General features: G+C 58.9%; 15 protein-coding genes and 3 pseudogenes. 11 read left to right on the forward strand and 7 right to left on the reverse strand.

Annotation, left to right across the window (positions count from 1 at the left end):
• Positions 1 to 16 precede the first annotated feature (16 nt).
• The 3 genes from QRT08_RS14745 to QRT08_RS14755 are packed head-to-tail and all read left to right on the forward strand — an operon-like array spanning position 17 to position 4,187.
• Positions 17 to 1,966 (forward strand): copper-translocating P-type ATPase, encoded by a 1,950-nt coding sequence (locus QRT08_RS14745; protein WP_286046729.1) that lies wholly within the window; start codon positions 17 to 19, stop codon positions 1,964 to 1,966.
• The gene (locus tag QRT08_RS14750; RefSeq protein ID WP_286046730.1) at positions 1,963 to 3,084 is read left to right on the forward strand and encodes a saccharopine dehydrogenase family protein; all 1,122 of its coding nucleotides are present in this window, start codon (positions 1,963 to 1,965) and stop codon (positions 3,082 to 3,084) included. The genes QRT08_RS14745 and QRT08_RS14750 overlap by 4 nt, the downstream gene beginning before the upstream one ends.
• The gene (locus QRT08_RS14755) at positions 3,081 to 4,187 is read left to right on the forward strand and encodes a succinylglutamate desuccinylase/aspartoacylase family protein (protein ID WP_286046731.1); all 1,107 of its coding nucleotides are present in this window, start codon (positions 3,081 to 3,083) and stop codon (positions 4,185 to 4,187) included. Before QRT08_RS14750 ends, QRT08_RS14755 begins: the two co-directional genes overlap by 4 nt.
• Before the next feature lie 8 nt (positions 4,188 to 4,195).
• Here the strand turns inward: QRT08_RS14755 and QRT08_RS14760 are convergent, their stop codons facing one another.
• Positions 4,196 to 5,602, reverse strand: a complete 1,407-nt coding sequence (locus QRT08_RS14760) for an ABC1 kinase family protein (protein WP_286046732.1) — start codon at positions 5,600 to 5,602, stop codon at positions 4,196 to 4,198.
• 256 nt (positions 5,603 to 5,858) lie between these two features.
• Between QRT08_RS14760 and QRT08_RS14765 the strand changes: the two genes are divergently transcribed.
• The 3 genes from QRT08_RS14765 to QRT08_RS14775 all read left to right on the forward strand — a co-directional run bounded on the left by QRT08_RS14765 (position 5,859) and on the right by QRT08_RS14775 (position 7,596).
• A complete protein-coding gene (locus QRT08_RS14765) occupies positions 5,859 to 6,002 on the forward strand; it encodes a YHS domain-containing protein (protein ID WP_286046733.1) in 144 nt (47 codons plus the stop codon).
• A gap of 128 nt (positions 6,003 to 6,130) precedes the next feature.
• Entirely contained in the window at positions 6,131 to 7,261 is a 1,131-nt protein-coding gene (locus QRT08_RS14770) for a VIT1/CCC1 transporter family protein (RefSeq protein ID WP_286046734.1), read from the forward strand.
• A 20-nt stretch (positions 7,262 to 7,281) separates the two neighbouring features.
• Positions 7,282 to 7,596 (forward strand): ADP-ribosylglycohydrolase family protein, encoded by a 315-nt coding sequence (locus QRT08_RS14775; RefSeq protein WP_483299970.1) that lies wholly within the window; start codon positions 7,282 to 7,284, stop codon positions 7,594 to 7,596.
• A 71-nt stretch (positions 7,597 to 7,667) separates the two neighbouring features.
• Here the strand turns inward: QRT08_RS14775 and QRT08_RS14780 are convergent.
• Positions 7,668 to 7,865: pseudogene (locus QRT08_RS14780) on the reverse strand (hypothetical protein); the annotation flags it as partial.
• Between the two features lie 45 nt (positions 7,866 to 7,910).
• Here QRT08_RS14780 and QRT08_RS14785 point away from each other — a divergent pair.
• The 3 genes and pseudogenes from QRT08_RS14785 to QRT08_RS14795 all read left to right on the forward strand — a co-directional run bounded on the left by QRT08_RS14785 (position 7,911) and on the right by QRT08_RS14795 (position 11,866).
• Positions 7,911 to 8,932, forward strand: a protein-coding gene (locus QRT08_RS14785) for an IS630 family transposase (protein ID WP_286046735.1) whose coding sequence is annotated in 2 segments (ribosomal slippage) — positions 7,911 to 8,424 and positions 8,424 to 8,932 — 1,023 coding nt in all. Because the reading frame shifts where the segments join, the coding sequence is not laid out codon by codon here.
• Positions 8,868 to 10,492, forward strand: a pseudogene (locus QRT08_RS14790) (transposase). The gene QRT08_RS14785 and the pseudogene QRT08_RS14790 overlap by 65 nt, the downstream one beginning before the upstream one ends.
• Positions 10,493 to 10,669: 177 nt before the next feature.
• Positions 10,670 to 11,866 carry a tyrosine-type recombinase/integrase gene (locus tag QRT08_RS14795; RefSeq protein WP_286046736.1) on the forward strand — a complete coding sequence of 399 codons (1,197 nt, stop codon included), beginning with the start codon at positions 10,670 to 10,672 and terminating at the stop codon, positions 11,864 to 11,866.
• Positions 11,867 to 11,916: 50 nt separating this feature from the next.
• On the opposite strand, the gene QRT08_RS14800 is transcribed toward QRT08_RS14795, so the two are convergent.
• The 3 genes and pseudogenes from QRT08_RS14800 to QRT08_RS14810 all read right to left on the reverse strand — a co-directional run.
• Positions 11,917 to 12,372 (reverse strand): DUF7970 domain-containing protein, encoded by a 456-nt coding sequence (locus QRT08_RS14800; RefSeq protein ID WP_286046737.1) that lies wholly within the window; start codon positions 12,370 to 12,372, stop codon positions 11,917 to 11,919.
• Positions 12,369 to 13,271 (reverse strand): ParA family protein, encoded by a 903-nt coding sequence (locus QRT08_RS14805; RefSeq protein ID WP_286046738.1) that lies wholly within the window; start codon positions 13,269 to 13,271, stop codon positions 12,369 to 12,371. Before QRT08_RS14805 ends, QRT08_RS14800 begins: the two co-directional genes overlap by 4 nt.
• Before the next feature lie 333 nt (positions 13,272 to 13,604).
• A pseudogene (locus tag QRT08_RS14810) lies at positions 13,605 to 13,817 on the reverse strand (hypothetical protein); the annotation flags it as partial.
• Between the two features lie 747 nt (positions 13,818 to 14,564).
• Between QRT08_RS14810 and QRT08_RS14815 the strand changes: the two are divergent.
• Positions 14,565 to 15,230 carry a nucleotidyltransferase family protein gene (locus QRT08_RS14815; protein WP_286046739.1) on the forward strand — a complete coding sequence of 222 codons (666 nt, stop codon included), beginning with the start codon at positions 14,565 to 14,567 and terminating at the stop codon, positions 15,228 to 15,230.
• A 294-nt stretch (positions 15,231 to 15,524) separates the two neighbouring features.
• The gene (locus QRT08_RS18905) at positions 15,525 to 15,695 is read left to right on the forward strand and encodes a helix-turn-helix domain-containing protein (protein ID WP_369684853.1); all 171 of its coding nucleotides are present in this window, start codon (positions 15,525 to 15,527) and stop codon (positions 15,693 to 15,695) included.
• 154 nt (positions 15,696 to 15,849) lie between these two features.
• On the opposite strand, the gene uraH is transcribed toward QRT08_RS18905, so the two are convergent.
• Together uraH and pucL are read right to left on the reverse strand one after the other, a co-directional pair.
• A complete protein-coding gene (gene uraH, locus QRT08_RS14820; protein WP_286046740.1) occupies positions 15,850 to 16,200 on the reverse strand; it encodes a hydroxyisourate hydrolase in 351 nt (116 codons plus the stop codon).
• The gene (gene pucL, locus QRT08_RS14825) at positions 16,197 to 17,171 is read right to left on the reverse strand and encodes a factor-independent urate hydroxylase (protein ID WP_286046741.1); all 975 of its coding nucleotides are present in this window, start codon (positions 17,169 to 17,171) and stop codon (positions 16,197 to 16,199) included. The genes uraH and pucL overlap by 4 nt, the downstream gene beginning before the upstream one ends.
• Positions 17,172 to 17,235: the final 64 nt, after the last annotated feature.

Genomic DNA, 17,235 nt, shown 5'->3' on the forward strand with positions numbered 1-17,235 from the left:
CTCGGGGCACGAACAGATGTTCCGACGGCGGTTCTGGGTGTCGCTCGTCCTCTCGGTGCCAGTCATCTTCTTCAGCGAGTTCATCCAGGACATCTTCGGCTATACCGCACCGACGTTCCCCGGGAGCGTCTGGATCACGCCCGTTCTCTCGGTAATCATCTTCGCATATGGTGGCGTGCCGTTCCTCTCGATGGCTCGCACAGAACTGGAAAACCGCGAGCCGGGGATGATGATGCTCATCTCGCTGGCCATCACCGTCGCATTCGTCTACTCGATTGCGAGCCTGTTCCTCGAGGGGACGACGCCGTTCTTCTGGGAACTCGTCACGTTGATCGACATCATGCTGCTGGGCCACTGGATGGAGATGCGGTCGGTCCGGCAGGCCTCCGGTGCACTCGACGAGCTGGCGAAACTCATGCCCGATACCGCCGAGCGCGTCACTGAGAGCGGTGACACGGAGGAGGTTCCCGTGTCCGACCTGTCCGAAGGCGACGTCATCCTCGTCCGTCCAGGAGCCTCCGTTCCCGCGGACGGCGAGGTCGTCGAAGGGGAGTCGTCCGTCGACGAGTCGATGATCACCGGCGAGTCCCGTCCAGTCGACAAGGAACCCGGCGTAGAGGTCGTCGCCGGGACGGTCAACCAGGACGGCAGCCTGCGTGTCCGGGTGACCAAGACCGGGGAGGAGACGGCGCTGGCGGGTATCATGCGACTCGTCGAGGAAGCCCAGCAATCAAAATCTCGAACCCAATTGCTCGCCGACCGCGCAGCGGGGTGGCTGTTCTACATCGCCCTCGCCGTTGCAGGCATTACAGCCGTCGCGTGGGTCGTCGCAGTCGGATTCAATATCGGCGTCCTCGAACGCGTCGTGACCGTCCTGGTCATCGCCTGCCCACACGCGCTCGGCCTAGCCGTCCCGCTCGTGGTCGCGATCAATACCTCCACCGCTGCTCAGAACGGGATGTTGATTCGCGACCGAATCGCGATGGAAGAGGCTCGGAACCTCGACACGGTGATGTTCGACAAAACGGGGACACTCACGAAGGGTGAGCAGGGCGTCGTCGACGTCGAGACGGCGGGTAGCTGGAACGAGGAACGGGCGTTCGAGGTCGCTGCGGGCGTCGAGGGCGACTCCGAACATATGATTGCTCGCGCTATCCGTAACGCTGCCGAGGAACGCGGCGTCCGACGGGCGCAGGTCTCGAACTTTGAGAACCTTCGCGGGCTCGGTGTCAGGGCGACCGTCGACGGCGAGACGATTCACCTCGGTGGCCCCAACCTAATCGAGAAACTCGGGATCGAACGATCCGACGAGATCGTCTCGTTCGCCGACGAAGCCGGCGCGAACGCTCAGACCGTCATCTACCTCATTCATGACGAGGCTGAGGTCGTGGCGGCGTTCGCCCTTGCGGACGTTATCCGGGAGGAGAGCCGGCAGGCCATCGAGGCACTGCACGCGATGGGCATTGAAGTGGCGATGCTGACCGGCGACTCCGAGGACGTCGCGAAGGCAGTCGCCGAGGAACTCGGCATCGACCAGTACTTCGCGGAGGTACTGCCCGAGGAGAAGGACACCAAGGTCGAAGCACTCCAGTCCGAAGGAAAGTTGGTCGCGATGGTCGGTGACGGCGTCAACGACGCCCCCGCACTCACGAGAGCCGACGTTGGCATCGCCATCGGCTCAGGGACGGACGTCGCGATTGAGTCGGGTGACATCATCCTCGTCGACAACAACCCCCTGGATGTCGTCCGTCTCATCAAGCTTTCGAAGGCGAGCTACCGGAAGATGCAGGAGAACCTCGTCTGGGCGACCGGGTACAACGTCGTCGCGCTCCCTCTCGCCGCCGGAATTCTCGCCCCGATTGGGATTCTGCTGTCGCCAGCGATCGGGGCGGTCTTCATGTCGCTGTCGACGATCATCGTCGCCATCAACGCCCGCCGGCTCAAGGGGGTCGATCTCTCTGCATGACGACGCTGATCGTCGGGGGCTATGGGTCGGTTGGTCACACAATAGCGGAGGAACTGGCCACTGCGCCTGACGAACTAGGCGCAGTGATTATCGCTGGTCGTGACGGAACGAAGGCGACCGCCGTCGCTAGCGAGCTGGGAGACAACGTCTCTGGTGTCACGTTCGATCTCCAAGAGACGGAGTCGTACGCTCGTGTCCTCGAAGACGTCAACCAAGTCGTGATGTGCGTGGATCAGTCCGGAACAGCGTTCGTCGAGGCGTGTCTCGAACGGGAAATCGACTACGTCGACATCACGGCCTCGGACGAGTTCTTCCGCCAGGTCGAACAACTCGGCGACCTCGCACGAAATGGTGGTGCGACAGCAGTCCTGAGCGTTGGGCTCGCACCCGGCGTCACGAATCTACTGGCGAAACGCCTGGCCGACCAGTTGTCGTCGGTCTCGGACATCCGGATCGGCGTGCTCCTCGGTCTCGGGGAGGCGTTCGGTCCCGCGGCGAGTCGATGGACGCTCGAGCGAATCGGTCGGGAGTTCGCGGTCTCCGCAGCTGGACACTCCCGTTCGATTCGTGGGTTTTCGAATCCAGTACCGGTAGAGTTTCCTCGGTATGGCCGACGACGGGCCTACAGTTTCGACTTCGCGGACCAGCACGTGCTCCACAGGACCCTTGACGTGCCAGCCAGAACGTACCTGTGCTTCGACTCGCGGGGCGTCACCTCGGCAGTCTATGGACTCTCACGGCTCGGATTGTACCGTCCAGCCGCCGAGGCGATCGGGCTCGATCGACTGACGGACCTCGTCTCGACGCTCTCAGTCGGCGGGGACGGCTTCGCCGTGACGGTTGAGGTCGATGGGCAGCAGAATTCGACCGCGAAGACGCTGATGACGGCGATCGACGGGAGGGAACAGAGCCGAGTGACGGGAATCGTCGCGGCAACTGTGGCGTTGGCCATCCGCGATACGACGGTTCCCGATGGCGTCCACCACGTCCATGAGGTTCTCGACCCCGAGCCGATTCTCGAAGCCCTGCGTGAACAGGGGTATCGTCTCACGAACAGCAAACAGGCCCGGGAGACGAGCGATCCGGTTCACCCGAATGCTATGAGGGGGCACCGATGACGACACAGCACGTTTCGGTCGGTGAACGGACCATCGATGCGGGAACGAAGCAGACGTTCCGCTTCGCCTGTAGCGAGACGTATCACGATGATGCGCTCGAAATCCCAGTTACGGTCATCAATGGCGAGTCCGAGGGTCCGTGTATCTTCTTGACCGCTGCTGTTCACGGTGACGAACTCAACGGCGTCAAAATCATTCAGGAGGTCGCAGATCACTACGAGCCAGAGGACCTCCACGGCGCGCTCGTCTGCCTCCACGTGTTGAACGTGCCGGGATTTCTCGCCCAGCAGCGCTACATCCCCATCTACGACGAGGACCTCAATCGGTCGTTCCCAGGCAACGCCCGAACTACGATGGCAAAACGGCTCGCGAACACGATTTACGAGGAATTCATTTCGAAGTGCGATCTCGGGCTGGACTTCCACACGTCGACGCGCAACCGCACGACGATGTACCACGTCCGCGCCGATATGCGCGACCCCGACGTCGAACGACTCGCCAGGGCGTTCGGCACGAGCGTCATCCTCGACGGTGAGGGCTCAAGTGGGACGCTCCGAAGTGTGGCCTGTCGGGATGGTATTCCGACGGTCACGGTCGAGATGGGGCGCGCCCATCGGTTCCAGACGGCGCACCTCGACAGGGCGCTCCACTGCGTCGCGAGCGTCCTCGCCGAACACGAGGTACTTCCCGACCGACCGGTTTCCTGGCCCGGCTGGACGCGCGTAGTCGCCCGCGACGGCGAGAAAACGTGGCTCCGCGCAGAAACCGGGGGTCTCGTCGAGATTGAGTGGGGACCACACCCGCTCGTCGAGGAGGGTGACCCGCTGTTCACGATTTCCGATCACTTCAAGAACGACATCGAAGTCATTCGTGCCCCGTCCACTGGTCTCGTCATTGGCGTCCTCGAGAATGCGGTCGCCTATCCCGGTCACCCGCTGTGTCACTTCGTGAGCGTCGACGAGATGACCGCCGACATCATCCGAGACGACATCGATCGGGGTGTGTTCGACATCTACCGTGAAGGTGGTTTTCAGTGGCCCGAGCCACGATGGTACACGGAGCACGAACACGGAGCAGACTCTGAACACGGTGGTGAAAGCTAATAACATAGTCAAGTCTCAGATGAAGCGACGAACAGGATGAGGAAGACGAGGGTGACACCCAATCCTACTAGAATATAGGTGGTGTCGAGAGTGGCGAGTAGCGCAGTTCCGAGGAGAGACGCCGCTGTCAGAATCGCATATCCGAGTGAGCGCGAGTCTCGAGCCTGCGCACGAGCGGTAACCTGAATACGCTCTTGCTCTCGTGCGTCAAGTTCTTGCTCGATTTTCGCTGGGAGTCGGAGGAGTGCCCAGAGCGACGCCTCAAGTTCACCCCGCATCTCCTCGAGTTTCATTCGAGCTGCCCGTTCCATGAACCCGTGCTCGCGGAGGAATGCCTGTGCCGCGGCGAGGAAATCGAACTCCGGATCGAGTTGTCTGAGAACCCCTTCGCTGATCGAGCCCACTCGGAGGACGAGCATGATGTCGGGCGGAATGCGAAACGGGAACTCGTGGAGCATCCCGGTCACTTCGCTGATGATCTGCTGCCAGTTCACGGTCTCGTTGCCCTCCAGGTCGTCGATGACTAACTCGAGGACGTGCCCAACGGCGGCTCGATCAGCATCGGGGTCGAGGGCCCCGAGTGCGATGAGTTCGTCAATGATTCCATCCACGTTCCGATTGACAGCAGCGAGATAGAGGTTTACGACGCTGTTCTGCATCGCCGACGTGAATCGGCCACTCATCCCGAAATCGTAGAAGACGATACGTCCCTCCTCGTCGACGGCGAGGTTGCCGGGATGGGGGTCCCCGTGGTACACCCCGTGTTCGAGCCCCATCGTGAAGTACGCGTTCGCCACGTCTCGGGCGACCTCGCTCGGGTCGTGTCCCTCGGCTTCGAGTTCGTCGACATCGGTGACCTTCGTCCCCTTAACGTAGGCCATAGTGAGCACACGTTCCGAGGAAACATCTTGGTAGACACGTGGGATGACGACCGTCTCGTTGCCGTCGCGTTCGAAGTTTGCCCGAATCTCTGCCATCATTCGGGCTTCCCGCTCGAAGTCGAGTTCCTCCAGAATGATGCGCTCGAAGTCGTCAGCCATGTTTCGGAGCGAAAACTGGAGGCGCGCCGGGGCAAGCAGCATCACCAGCGGGATGAGTCGGCGGATGATGCGAAGGTCGGTCTCGATGAGGTCTTTGACACCAGGTCGTCGAACCTTCACGACGACGTGATCGTCCTGATACGTCGCCCGATAGACCTGCGCCAGTGACCCACCTGCAATCGGTTCCGGTTCGAAGTCATCGTAGGAGTGATAGCCGACATCATCTGCGAGCGCGGGGATCATCTCGCGATACGGCCCCGTCGGAACCGCATCCTGGAGCGTGACGAACTCCTCGGCATACACCTGTGGGACGACATCGGGGCGAGTCGAAAGGACCTGTCCAATTTTCACGAACGTCGGCCCGAGATCGAGCATTGCGTCGCGAAGCCGGCGGGCACGCTGGGCGTGCGTCTCTCGAGAGATCGAACGGGAGCGTCCGAAGAGCAAAAACCGACGCCGATCGCAAAGAAAGAGTATCACAAACGGGACGAGTTTGCCCAGAATCCGGAAGAGTCGGAGAGAAAATCGAACCATCAGAGTTACCGCCGAATTCGGCCGTCGTTCCCTAATAGATACGTGTTGGCGGCGTTCCGAAATCACCATTCGGGTGGGCGCCGAAGCATTCTGATGAATGCCTACCGATCCGGTCTGTGGGATGGAACTCACGTCTGATGACGCCGTCGCTACGTTTCAGCACGGCGGGAAGACGTACTATTTCTGTAGCGACGAGTGTCGGGAGCGGTTCGAGAAACAGCCGACAATCTACATAGAGTGACTTTTCCCCACCCACTCGCTCAAGATCGCGTTTGAGAACCGGCGGGAGTTTCGTTTCGCACTCAATTCCCATCCGCAGACTGCTATTCCTCTGATATTACTAAGGCACTTCTCACCGAAGTCTCGCCAATGAGCGTGCGTGACGACGTTACGCGGTATCGTCGAAATATACAGGACGAAATAGACAGTGCGACCGTCTACGAGGCCATGGCCGCAGCGGAATCTCAACCGCAGCTCGCCGACGTGTATCGACGCTTGGCGGCGACCGAGCGTGAACACGCGGATTTCTGGGTCGAGAAACTTCGCGAGGCGGGCACCGATATGTCTACTCCACGGCCGTCTTGGAGAGCTCGTGTTCTCGCGTGGCTCGCCCGACGGTTCGGTCCTGACGTCGTCGCCCCGACGATGCGTGCCGGAGAAGCAGCTGGTGGTGCAGGATACGCCACGCAACCGGAAGTCGAAGGAACGGGGATGGTGGCTGACGAACGATCCCACGATCGCCTGCTTGCTGCAATCGCCGAGGCACCCGGCCGTGGCGCAGAAGGGAACGTCCTTGCCCGCCTCGAAGGGCGACATCGCGCATCGAGTGGTAACGCCCTCCGGGCGGCCGTTCTCGGTGCGAACGACGGCCTCGTGTCGAACCTGAGTCTCGTGATGGGTGTCGCAGGGGCCGCTCTCAACGCGACAGCCATCCTCATCACTGGATTAGCCGGGCTGCTCGCCGGTGCCGGGTCGATGGCGATGGGCGAGTGGCTCTCCGTCCAGAGTTCGCGGGAACTCTACCAGCGCCAGATCGACATCGAGGCCGCCGAACTCGCTGAAGTTCCCGAAGAGGAGGCAGAAGAGCTGGCGCTTATCTACGAAGCGAAAGGCCTCTCCAGAGAGCAAGCAGAGCAATTGGCAGAACGTCTGGTAGCAGACGAGGCCACAGCGCTCGATACGCTTGCTCGTGAGGAGTTAGGCATCGATCCCGAAGAGTTGGGCGGGTCTGCCTGGGAGGCTGCAGGTGCGTCGTTCATCCTTTTCGCACTGGGAGCGATCGTCCCCGTCATCCCGTTCTTCGCATTCACCGGACTCACTGCTGTCGGGGCGAGTCTCCTGTTGAGTGCAATTGCTCTCTTTGTGGTCGGTGCTGCAATCACCGTGTTGACGGGCCGCAGCGTGCTCTATTCTGGCACCAGACAGGTCGTGATCGGACTCGCCGCAGCTGGTCTTACCTACGGCGTTGGGACGCTCATCGGCGTGTCCATCGCCGGATAAACGAGGAACTCCTCACAGCGATACGATCGGTTCCGGACGGTATCAATCACGACACGCTCAGTGCAAGCGGCTACGTGGTCGATACGCTGCAAACATCGCTGTATCACGGACTTACAGCGGACACGGCGGAGGATGCCATCATCTCTGCTGTAAATATGGGAGATGACACCGACACCGTCGGTGCAGTTACGGGAGCTATCGCGGGAGCTCGATTCGGAGCAGATGCACTCCCCGATCGATGGATCGGCGAGTTGGAGTGTGCCGATGAAATCGCGCGCCTCGAGTCGGCACTTATGACTGCAGAATTCACCGTGGACGAGAGTTCCGTTAGCTAGCTTCCCAGGGCTTCGGTCTAGCCCATCCTTAATGTTAAGAATAAGATTAAGCCCATCTGGCTGCTGACAGCCTACAGTATCGAATTTGGCTGCTGTTCCGATTCTGTGCAAGGGAGGCGTCCGTCTGGTCGGGGAACGTGCCCTGCATCGATTTCGATATCGGCGCGGCGCATATGCTTACAGCCCCCTTCCGGTTCGCGTCGCTGCCAGTCGAGACAAGTGCACGTCTCAGCAGCGACATCGACATCGTAGAAATTCCCGGACTCTGATACTGACGGCTAAAAGTTCATAGAGTTCGAGTCCCTGTCGTCGATATGGCGAATCTGGAGAACGTCTCTACCGAAGACCTCCGCCAGATCTTGGCGGAGGTCGATGACGGTGCTGCGGTACAGCGGCTGATGGCAGCGATCACCTACAAAGAGATCGATGATCTCACCCAGAAAGCCGCCGCCGAACTCTACGGATTCTCCGAGAGCTGGGCGTCGAAATGGTTCAGCCGTCTCGAACGGCTCGAAACTGAGCCGTTCGAGGACGTTGTCTACGACGAGCCACGATCCGGTCGTCCCTCCGAACTCTCCGATCAGGAACACGAGCGATTCGTGGATGTCCTCCACGAATCGCCGAAGGAAGTCGATATTGACGCGCCCGCGTGGTCTGTTCCGCTCGCCAGCGAGTACCTCTCCGAAGAGTTCGACGTCGACTATTGCGACCGTCACGTCCGGCGGTTGATGACTGAGGCCGGGCTGTCGTGGAAGACAGCCCGGCCGGAGTACTACAAGTCCGACGAGCGAGCACAGGATGCATTTCAAGACGGGTTCAAAAAAAGACGGACGATTTGGACGACGAGTACACGATCCTCGCCATAGACCAGACGCGACAGGTTCTCTCGAAGCTGATTTCTGCGTGGTTTCCCGAAGGCGAACGCCCGTCACTGCCAGTGACGGGCAAGTGGGATTCCATTAGGCTACTCGGTGCGGTCAGCGATACAGACGAGTCGTTCTTCCTGCCGTGTGAGGAGAACTTCAACAGCGACACGACGATCCGGCTGTTGGACGCTCTTCAGACAGAATTTGGCGAGAAAATCTGCGTCGTCTTGGACAACGCTTCGTATTTCACGGCGAACGCAGTCCAAGAGTTCGTCGAGGATACGCCGATAGAACTGTGTTACCTGCCGCGGGGTTCAGCTCCGGTGAACCCCGCGGAGGAGTGCTGGAAGAAGCTTAATCAGGTACTCGGTAACCGTTTGTTCGACTCACTGGACGAACTTCAGGATGCCGCGCTCGCTGCACTCGACAGCATTAATCCACCAAATCTCTTTACGTATTTATGGCCGTGAGTATGAGGAAGACATTCGAACTGTCTCGGAAGCGTGGTTCGATCATGAAGCTCACAACTCACTCGAGCAGTTCGTCTGTTCGCTTCCGCTGGCCTACTTCCAATTCGAACTATACGACTGCTACGAGAGTTCGGCACGCTATCCGATGGTACGCTGTTTCGCGTTTTCCTTCTGAAAGAATGCCACGGGTGGGACCACGAGACCGCACTTGTCGAATACCTCAGCCAACACCCAGATCTCTGCGAGCGACTCGGTCTTGAGATGGTACCAGATCAGTCGACACTGTGGCGTAGCTGGCACCAGCGTTTTACAGCCGACCTCCGCGACACCGTCGAGACGGCGGCTCGAACAATTCTCATCAAAGCGCAGAACGCAAATGTTGCCGTTCCGCGCGAGCCAGAACGAAACCTCCCGCCTCGAGCTGAGGACGCTGACGAAACGGATCTAGACAATCAAACCATCCTCAGCAAAGCAGAGACAGTTACCGAGCACGTCAGTCGTGTCGTCTTCCCTGCGTTCTCGTTAGACCGTGGAGGCGGCTGTGAGATTCACGAGAATGCCTACTGGGGCTTACAGACCTATCTGGGGCTGCGTGAGAACCTGGCCGCCAACGAGGGCGCTCGCAGTTATATTCACGAGTCAACACGGGAGCGAACACCACTCGGGCACGCCCATCGCGAGCACATCCGTGATCTCTCGATTCCACAAGTCCGAGAGATGTACCGCCAGGTCATCAATCGGCTCCTGAACGGCGTTGCGGAGACAGAGCAGTTCTTCCGTGCCGGGATTGTCGCCATCGACATCACCGAAGCGGATCCCTTCACGGGTGATCGAGCGGGCTACAAAGACGAGATCATCGGCACGAAAGAAAAGACCGACGAGTACGCCTATCAGTGGGCCACTGTACAGTTGGTTGGCAATGCGGTTCCAATTGTATTGGATGCTCGCCCGGTCAAGAGGGGTGAATCACGCAAAGAAATAGTCGAAGACTTGCTCAACTCTGCTGAGGGCCTCGTTCACGTCGACAACGTGCTGATGGATCGGGAGTTCGATAGTCAGCACGTCCTAGAGATGATCAGTCAGCGCGGGCTCTCCTACGTCGTACCGAAGCGGATGCAGACCAGCGAGAAAGCTCAGGCAAAGCGATTGCTCCAACACGGCCAGAATCGGTACGAGACCAACCGCAAGCTCCATCTCGGAAACAACGAGTGGCACGAGACGACGCTGATCTACCGGCGCAAAGAGAACGCTGAGCACGACGACCACCGGCAGTACTCGGTGTTTATGACGAACCGAGGCAGTGGCTTCCTCACTGAGTACGGCTACCGGTGGGAAATCGAGAGTGGCTACAAGTCGATTAAACGCTTCATGGCGGCAACCACCTCCAAGAATTTCGGGTTGCGGTTCTTCTATTTCGCGTTCGCGTGTCTGCTATATTCGATCTGGCGCGCGGTGGATCTGCTCGTCCAGGTGGAGTTGACTGGTGAGTACAAGCACTCGCCGATGGTGACAGCAGATAATACGCTGACGCTGCTGAAGAAGGAGACTGGAATCGGGTAGAAAGGCACTATTCGGATTTCTATGTAGCATTATGGAGTTTATAAAATACTATCCTCGAGATAGCAGCGTTGTATCTGCGAAATACAGCTGATGCGTCGGGTAGGAAGTCCACTTTTGATTAACTCACAAGTCATAAGTAGATTTACCACCCCCCGCGCCCTCGACTCATCCACCCCCATGCCAGACCCAAAACCCCAGGGTTCAACCACTGCATCCAGTCTACCGACCCTCCAAGAAGGGTTGACGCAGTTTCTCAATGCGAAAGCCAAAGGTGACGATTCAGGAAACTACCGGCGCAACGCAAAACGCGTTATCACCCGCTGGATCGACTGGCTCGCTCAACGGGATATCGAGAGCTCCAAACAGCTCGACGAAACCGTTCTCGCTCACTACGCTGAACACCTCCGTCGCCGTGTCGCCGCAAACGAAGCCGAGACGACAGGCGGTGGCATCGCCCGCTCAACCGCCTGGACCTACTATAACACGATCTCAGCCTTCCTTGGCTGGGCCTCCAAGTGGGGCTATCTCCAAGAGAACTACGCGCGAGCCGGACTCGCGCAAGAATCGATGCCCGAACGATCCGCCTCCCAGCAGTCCCAACAACAGTTCTGGACACCAGACCAACGGACCCAGATCCTTAACTACGTCAATAAACGCGCTCACAACGCTATCGACGAAAAAGGATTCGACGCCAAGGTTGAAGCGCGTGATCGCGCTCTCGTCACCGTGCTCGCGTTCACTGGAGTGCGTGCATCCGAGGTCTTCCGCTCCGAACACGACAATCGCACCGGCCGCCAAGGCATTCGCTGGCGGGATGTCGATCTCGACGAGCAGACGATCTCCGTGCTCGGGAAAAATCAGCAGCGGCAGTCAGCATGGTTACTCAAGCAGGCGATTCCCGCCGTCGAACGCTATCGAACGATTAGCGATCCACCAACCGATGACTGGCCCGTCTTCCCGACGCGACATGCACCATCGCTCTATCAGTGTGCTCGCACGCACCTTCGCGAAGTAGAGGGTGAAGACGAAGAGTCGATAGAAGCGATTCTCGAGGAGAGTTCAATTGAGGAGATGTTACGGGAGTACCAAATCGTTCCGCCCGCGATCACGACGACTGGTGCCCGAAGTGTGATGAAACGACTCTGTGAGGCCGCAGAGCTCGAGATCCCGACCCCACCCGAAGGCCCCGGGTATCTCCAGCTTCACGGAGCTCGCCGTGGAATTGGCGATACGTTCTACCGAATGGATCGCGGGACCGCGCAGGATCTCATGCGCCACCAGAGTCTCGAAACAACCAAAGATCATTATTCGCATATCGACGCAAATGAAGGGGCCAAACGTGCGAGTGAAATGCTTGATCGAGCCGAAGACTAAGCTGTCTCAGCCCAAAACGACGGATAGAGGTACTCTCTACAAAACTGCCGTTACTCCGTATTGGGAGAGTACCCCATCTCTATGAGTTCGTTGAGAACATCGTCTTGGTTCTGGAGTGCAGCACGGTAGACCGCCTCCCGAACATCGAATTTAGGAACATCCCGCCCGAAGGCTGTCTCGACATTCGTGAGAAGCTGGCGTTCGCCCTCAATCACGTCATCGTGAACGAAAAAAGTCAGTCGTTCGTCTCGCTCGAACTGCACTGATTTATCCTGAATCGCTCGTCGAACAATATAGGGTTGCTCCTGCCCCGTCGAGTCTGGACCTTCAGTTCTGGTACTAGAAGGGGATTTAGCTGGTGTATCCGCCGTCTTATCCGTCTGTTCTGCAGTCGTTGTCGATTCGGATTCAGACTCGGGTTCGGAAGTCGTTGTGTCCTTTTCGCCCTCGTCGACTGGTTCGTCACCCCATAGATCGTCACCCGAGCCAGATTTCAGGCCCGTCATACTTGGACCTCCTTAGTTTCACGTTCGTGATCTAGGCGTCCTGAATCAGGGGGATTTGGAGCATCGATGTTTCCTTCCGCTTCGAGATGACGAGCGAGTTGATCGAACTGAGCTAGTGTCTCGAGTTCATAGTCACGCTGGCGGGCGCGGTGTTTATCGATATAGGTGAAGGCGCTGCATTTCTTGCGCCAGCACCCTTCTAACAGGGATGTTCGATCACGGAAGATCACTGGGACATCAAAGCCCTGTGACTGGATTTCCTCGATAATCGCATCTTGATCTCGAGTCCCTTTCACTCGATTCGGGACCGCAGCGAGGACGCCAATGTTGATCTTTAACTGTTCTTCGAGGTTCGTAACTAGGTCGTCCAAGCCACTGACCGATGCTTGGCCCTTCCCAGACGGCTCAAGTGGAAGAACTAGATTTCGAGTGGCATCTAAGGCGTTGTATAGTTGTGGGCCCGAGCTCGCCGGGGGGTCGACAATCAGGACATCATAATGCTGGTGGACGTTTGCTTCCCGTAGCACGCGCTGTAGCTGTGTCCACATCGGGAATGATTCACCGAAGTCGCTCCGCGCCTCCTGCTCCTGTCGAAGTGCCTCACCGAGATCCTCCAGTCGGTTATGTTCTGGAATGATATCGACACCGTGCTCAACGGTCTGTATCAGATCCAAGAAATCCCCTTTCTCACGGTTAACGAGATGATGAACCAATGTATCAGTCTCGCTATCTGCCCGGTTCTGATCCGCATCGAATAGATAGCTCAAATCACCATCTTGTGGATCTAACGGGATCACGAGAACGTCTAATCCCGCTCGAGCATGTGCAATTGCCAGGTTCGCACTGAGTGTTGTCTTCCCTACGCCCCCGGCTTCGCTGTATACTGCATACGAGAGCATTGAGCAAACCAGTGAGCGCTTGAATCATAAGCTTTCGTCAGACAATGCAAACAAAACTAACATGTGATAGAAACATTTGTAGGACGTATTTCAAACATCTATTTGCAACAAGCATTTGTAGCGTTGCTCGAATGAGCCACAGACAGCCCATAACGCTATCTCCATTATATGGGGAATAGAAGGTTCAAAACGGACAAGTCAGGTGACTAGTGGAGTTTACAATAGCTATTTGAAATGCTTGTTTGTAACGAGTAGTTGTAACAAGTCCTTTAAAAGAAACCTATAGAGATCGATACTCATTCAACTAAGCGGTAGCGCGGAGTCCCCTCCCTCAAGCGCGAGAGAAGCCGGAAACGCGGTCGCCTTTCGACCGGGGATCCGGACGCCGATCGGCCCGTCAACGAGGCAGAGCGGCGGGATATCGAGGCGCTCGACGCCCGGCAAATAGCCGGTCGCGGTGCCTTCGGGATCGATCGCGCCGTGGACGGGGCTGACCTTCTCGTCGAGTTCGAGTTCGTCGAGGAGGGCCGTCGCGTGATCGGCCATTCCGAGATGTGTGGTCCGGCGTTGACATAAGGGTGGTCTTGTATGGACGGTGGCGGTGGGTGGAAACCACCGGCCCGACCGGGAACCGTCCGACCGGTCCTAACAGCCAAGGGGACGCCCCGCGGACAGGAACCGGTGACCGATCGGTCCGTATCACGCCGGGTAGCACGAGTCGAACCCAACAGATTCGCCGGCTATTTGACCTCGCGAACGAACACGACGGCGCCGACGACCTAGTACACCTCGAACTCTGTGAGCCCGCCTTCGCCACGCCTGACACTTTCCGTCAAGGGCATGGACGTCGAGCACGCCGGTGATGGAACGGGTCGCCGATCGGCGACCCGCGACCCCCGAGTTCGTCAGTAGGTCGCCGCCGGACGGTCATCCCGGCCACTCGCCCCACGACTCGCTCGACCGTTCGCATCCGTTACTGGAGGATAACAGGTCTGTCCCCCTTCTGAAAGGAGGAGTCGATCGTGCGTAGCGCCGAACAGTGAAAAGAGGATTCACTGCTCCCGCCGGAGGAGGGACGTGATACACGAGCTACTGAGACGACAGCGCTGCTGTCATCATCGACCGAGTGAAGGTCGTCGGTCGGCGTGGTCAATTAACTTGAACGGAGACTAGAGATCTATCGTCGAAGCTGGAAGCGCCGATCCCTGCCGACAGAACGGTGCCGATAACCCTTTACGGGTGGGAGTCGTGGGGTAAAAGCGATACCCGCAGAGCGGGATATCCATCTCACCCATGGTCGAGGAGGCCGAACTTCCCACGGTTACGCCGCCCGAACGCTATTCGCCTACGCGATCGGATGCTGTCGCAGGGATCGTCCTTGCTGCCGGGACCAGTTCCCGGTTCGGCGATGCGAACAAGCTCCTCGCCGAGATCGATGGGGAATCGGTCATCACGCGGTCGGTTCAGTCACTCGTTGACTCCGGGATCACACCGGTGTATGTCATCGTCGGTAGCGACCGTCGTCAGGTACGGGAGGCCATCGAGTCCCGTGAGGCCAGGACCATCGTTAATGAGGCGTACGCGGACGGACAAGCGACATCCGTTCGAACCGGTATCGAGAGCGTCCGGCGGCATGCGTCCGTCGATGCCGCCGTGGTCTCACTGGGGGACATGCCGTTCGTGAACCCCGCTACGATCGACCGGCTCGTAGCGGCCTACCGGTCGAATGACGCCGATATAGTAGTGGCGGCGTATCGAGGCCAACGTGGCAACCCGGTTCTATTTGACGCGTCGTATTTCGGAGCGCTCTCGACGCTATCAGGGGACACCGGGGCGCGTCACCTCGTCGTGGGGAGCGACGATGCCGTCCTCGTCGAAACCGGGGATCCGGGGGTGATTCGAGACATCGATACCCCCACGGACCTGAATAGATTCGCTCGCATCCGGTCCGATCCGTGACGGTGATCACGGTCGATGGCCATGGTACTACGGCATCCTCGGTCCGAACGGGGTTTTCACCGTTCGATCCCGCTACGACGTCGTTGTTCACGAGTGCCGATACGTGTCACGACGTCGTGAGTGCGATCGAACGATGGGGAGGAACCTGTCACCGCAGTAGAGCAGCCAGCGGCGATTGCCGTTCGCGTAGTCGTTGTACACATCGAACGGCCGCTGTTCGGTTCGATCGACCCGTCAGCCCGGCCGGAGCGACCATATACTTATCACGTCAAATATCGTGGTCCGTACTAACGTATAGCGTTAAGGAAGGCGGACACGGTACAAGCTGTAGAGACCAGTCTCCGGCTCATCGATGGGTTGGCGAGTCTGAACGGAGCGAGCACGACCCAGCTCGCGGCCCACCTCGACCTCCCGAAAAGCACGGCACACACCTGCAGACGCTCCTCGAGCACGAATATATCATAACGCATGGGGGGACCCATCACCTCGCTCTGATCCATCCGCTATCGCCACCGTCATCTCCAGCGATCATCGCGTACCAGCCGTGTCGACGCTCCCCGTCGTCCGAAGCGCTCAGCAACGATCCGCCGTCCGAGGACGGCCGTTTGTGAAGGGGGAGTCAACTCCCGCGGTAAGTCGTGTACCCCCCTGGCGACAGGAGGAGAGGCACGTGGTAATGCTCGTCTACGTCATCGATGATGAATCGAACGGGAACCGTCTCTAAGAACGACGATTCGGACTGTTCCTGGCGGTAGTAGTCCCCGACGTCAAACAGGAGCTGGTACGTGCCGGTTTCCATCTGGTCCGCAGTCAACAACGGTTCGTCGAGCCGCCCGTCGTCGTTGGTCGTCCCTCGATCGATCGTCTCCGTAGCGCCCGAGTCGTCCACCCGTTGGAGCGTCACGTCGACACCGGACGCGGGACCTTCGCGGCTGGTATCGAGAACGTGTGTCGTCAATCCCGCGCTCATCGTTCCTCCAGGTCGCTGCGGTCCATCGAAAACTGTTGATAGCCGGTCGGCCGGGGTGGTTCCTTGAGGACCTTTGCGTCCCCCTTCAGGTCCTCACGGACCTCAAGCCACGTTCGGTTGTTCGCCTCGAAACTGACGGACTCGATCTGGGGATATCGTTCCAGGACGCGAAGGCCGATCCGGTAGATCAGGTCCTGGATCGAGTTCGAATCGACCTCGTGAAAGACGACCTGGGCGATGTCACGGACCTGCTCGGCCGGCACGTACCGTTGTGGCTCCTCTCCCAGCGCATCCGCGGGATCGGTATAGGTCCAGAAGACGTCCAGAGCGATATAGAGGGCACGATCCTCCCGTTCCGGGAGCGTCGTGTACTCGTCCTGAACGTAGCCGGTGAACGAGTTCCCTTTCACCTTGACGAGTTCGAGACCCGTGAGGCCGCTCGTCTGCTCTTCGATCCGGGGGCCGTCGTCGTCCCGCACGAGGTAGACCTCACCGAACGCCGATTCGTCGTTGGAGACGCGGAACACGAGGTCACTCGGTTCGAACCCGTCCTCGCCCGGAACCAGCCGTTTATCGAACGGGTACTCCTCGGCTGACATCTTCACCGCTTCGACGTGAGGGTACGTCTCGAGGAACTCCGTCCCGACGAAATTGAGGAACCCCTCCGGTGTGGCCCCCTCGTACTCCCCTGCCTGGTGGAGGACGAAGTTCTTCATCGAGTCCGTCGCCACCACCTTGCTGTTGTCCGCTTCGCTGAACGAGGGCAGGAACTCCTCGCCCTCGAACTGTACGCGGACCTCAAGCCCGAAGAGGATGTTGTCCCGACCGTCGAACGGCGACTCCGGAATCGTACGGACGTTTTCCAGCGGACTCGCGTACGTCCGGTAGACTGCGACCTTCTTCTTCCCGTAGTTCATCGTTCGTCGATCGGTACTCCGTGAATCGGTATCGGTTTCGTTGCTCTGACTCATGTGTGCTGTGTCGATGGTTCGTGTCTCGGTACTGCGGTGATCGTAGTACCGGGCCGTCCGGTCG

It is taken from the genome of Halalkalicoccus sp. NIPERK01, assembly GCF_030287405.1.
Lineage (GTDB): Archaea > Halobacteriota > Halobacteria > Halobacteriales > Halalkalicoccaceae > Halalkalicoccus.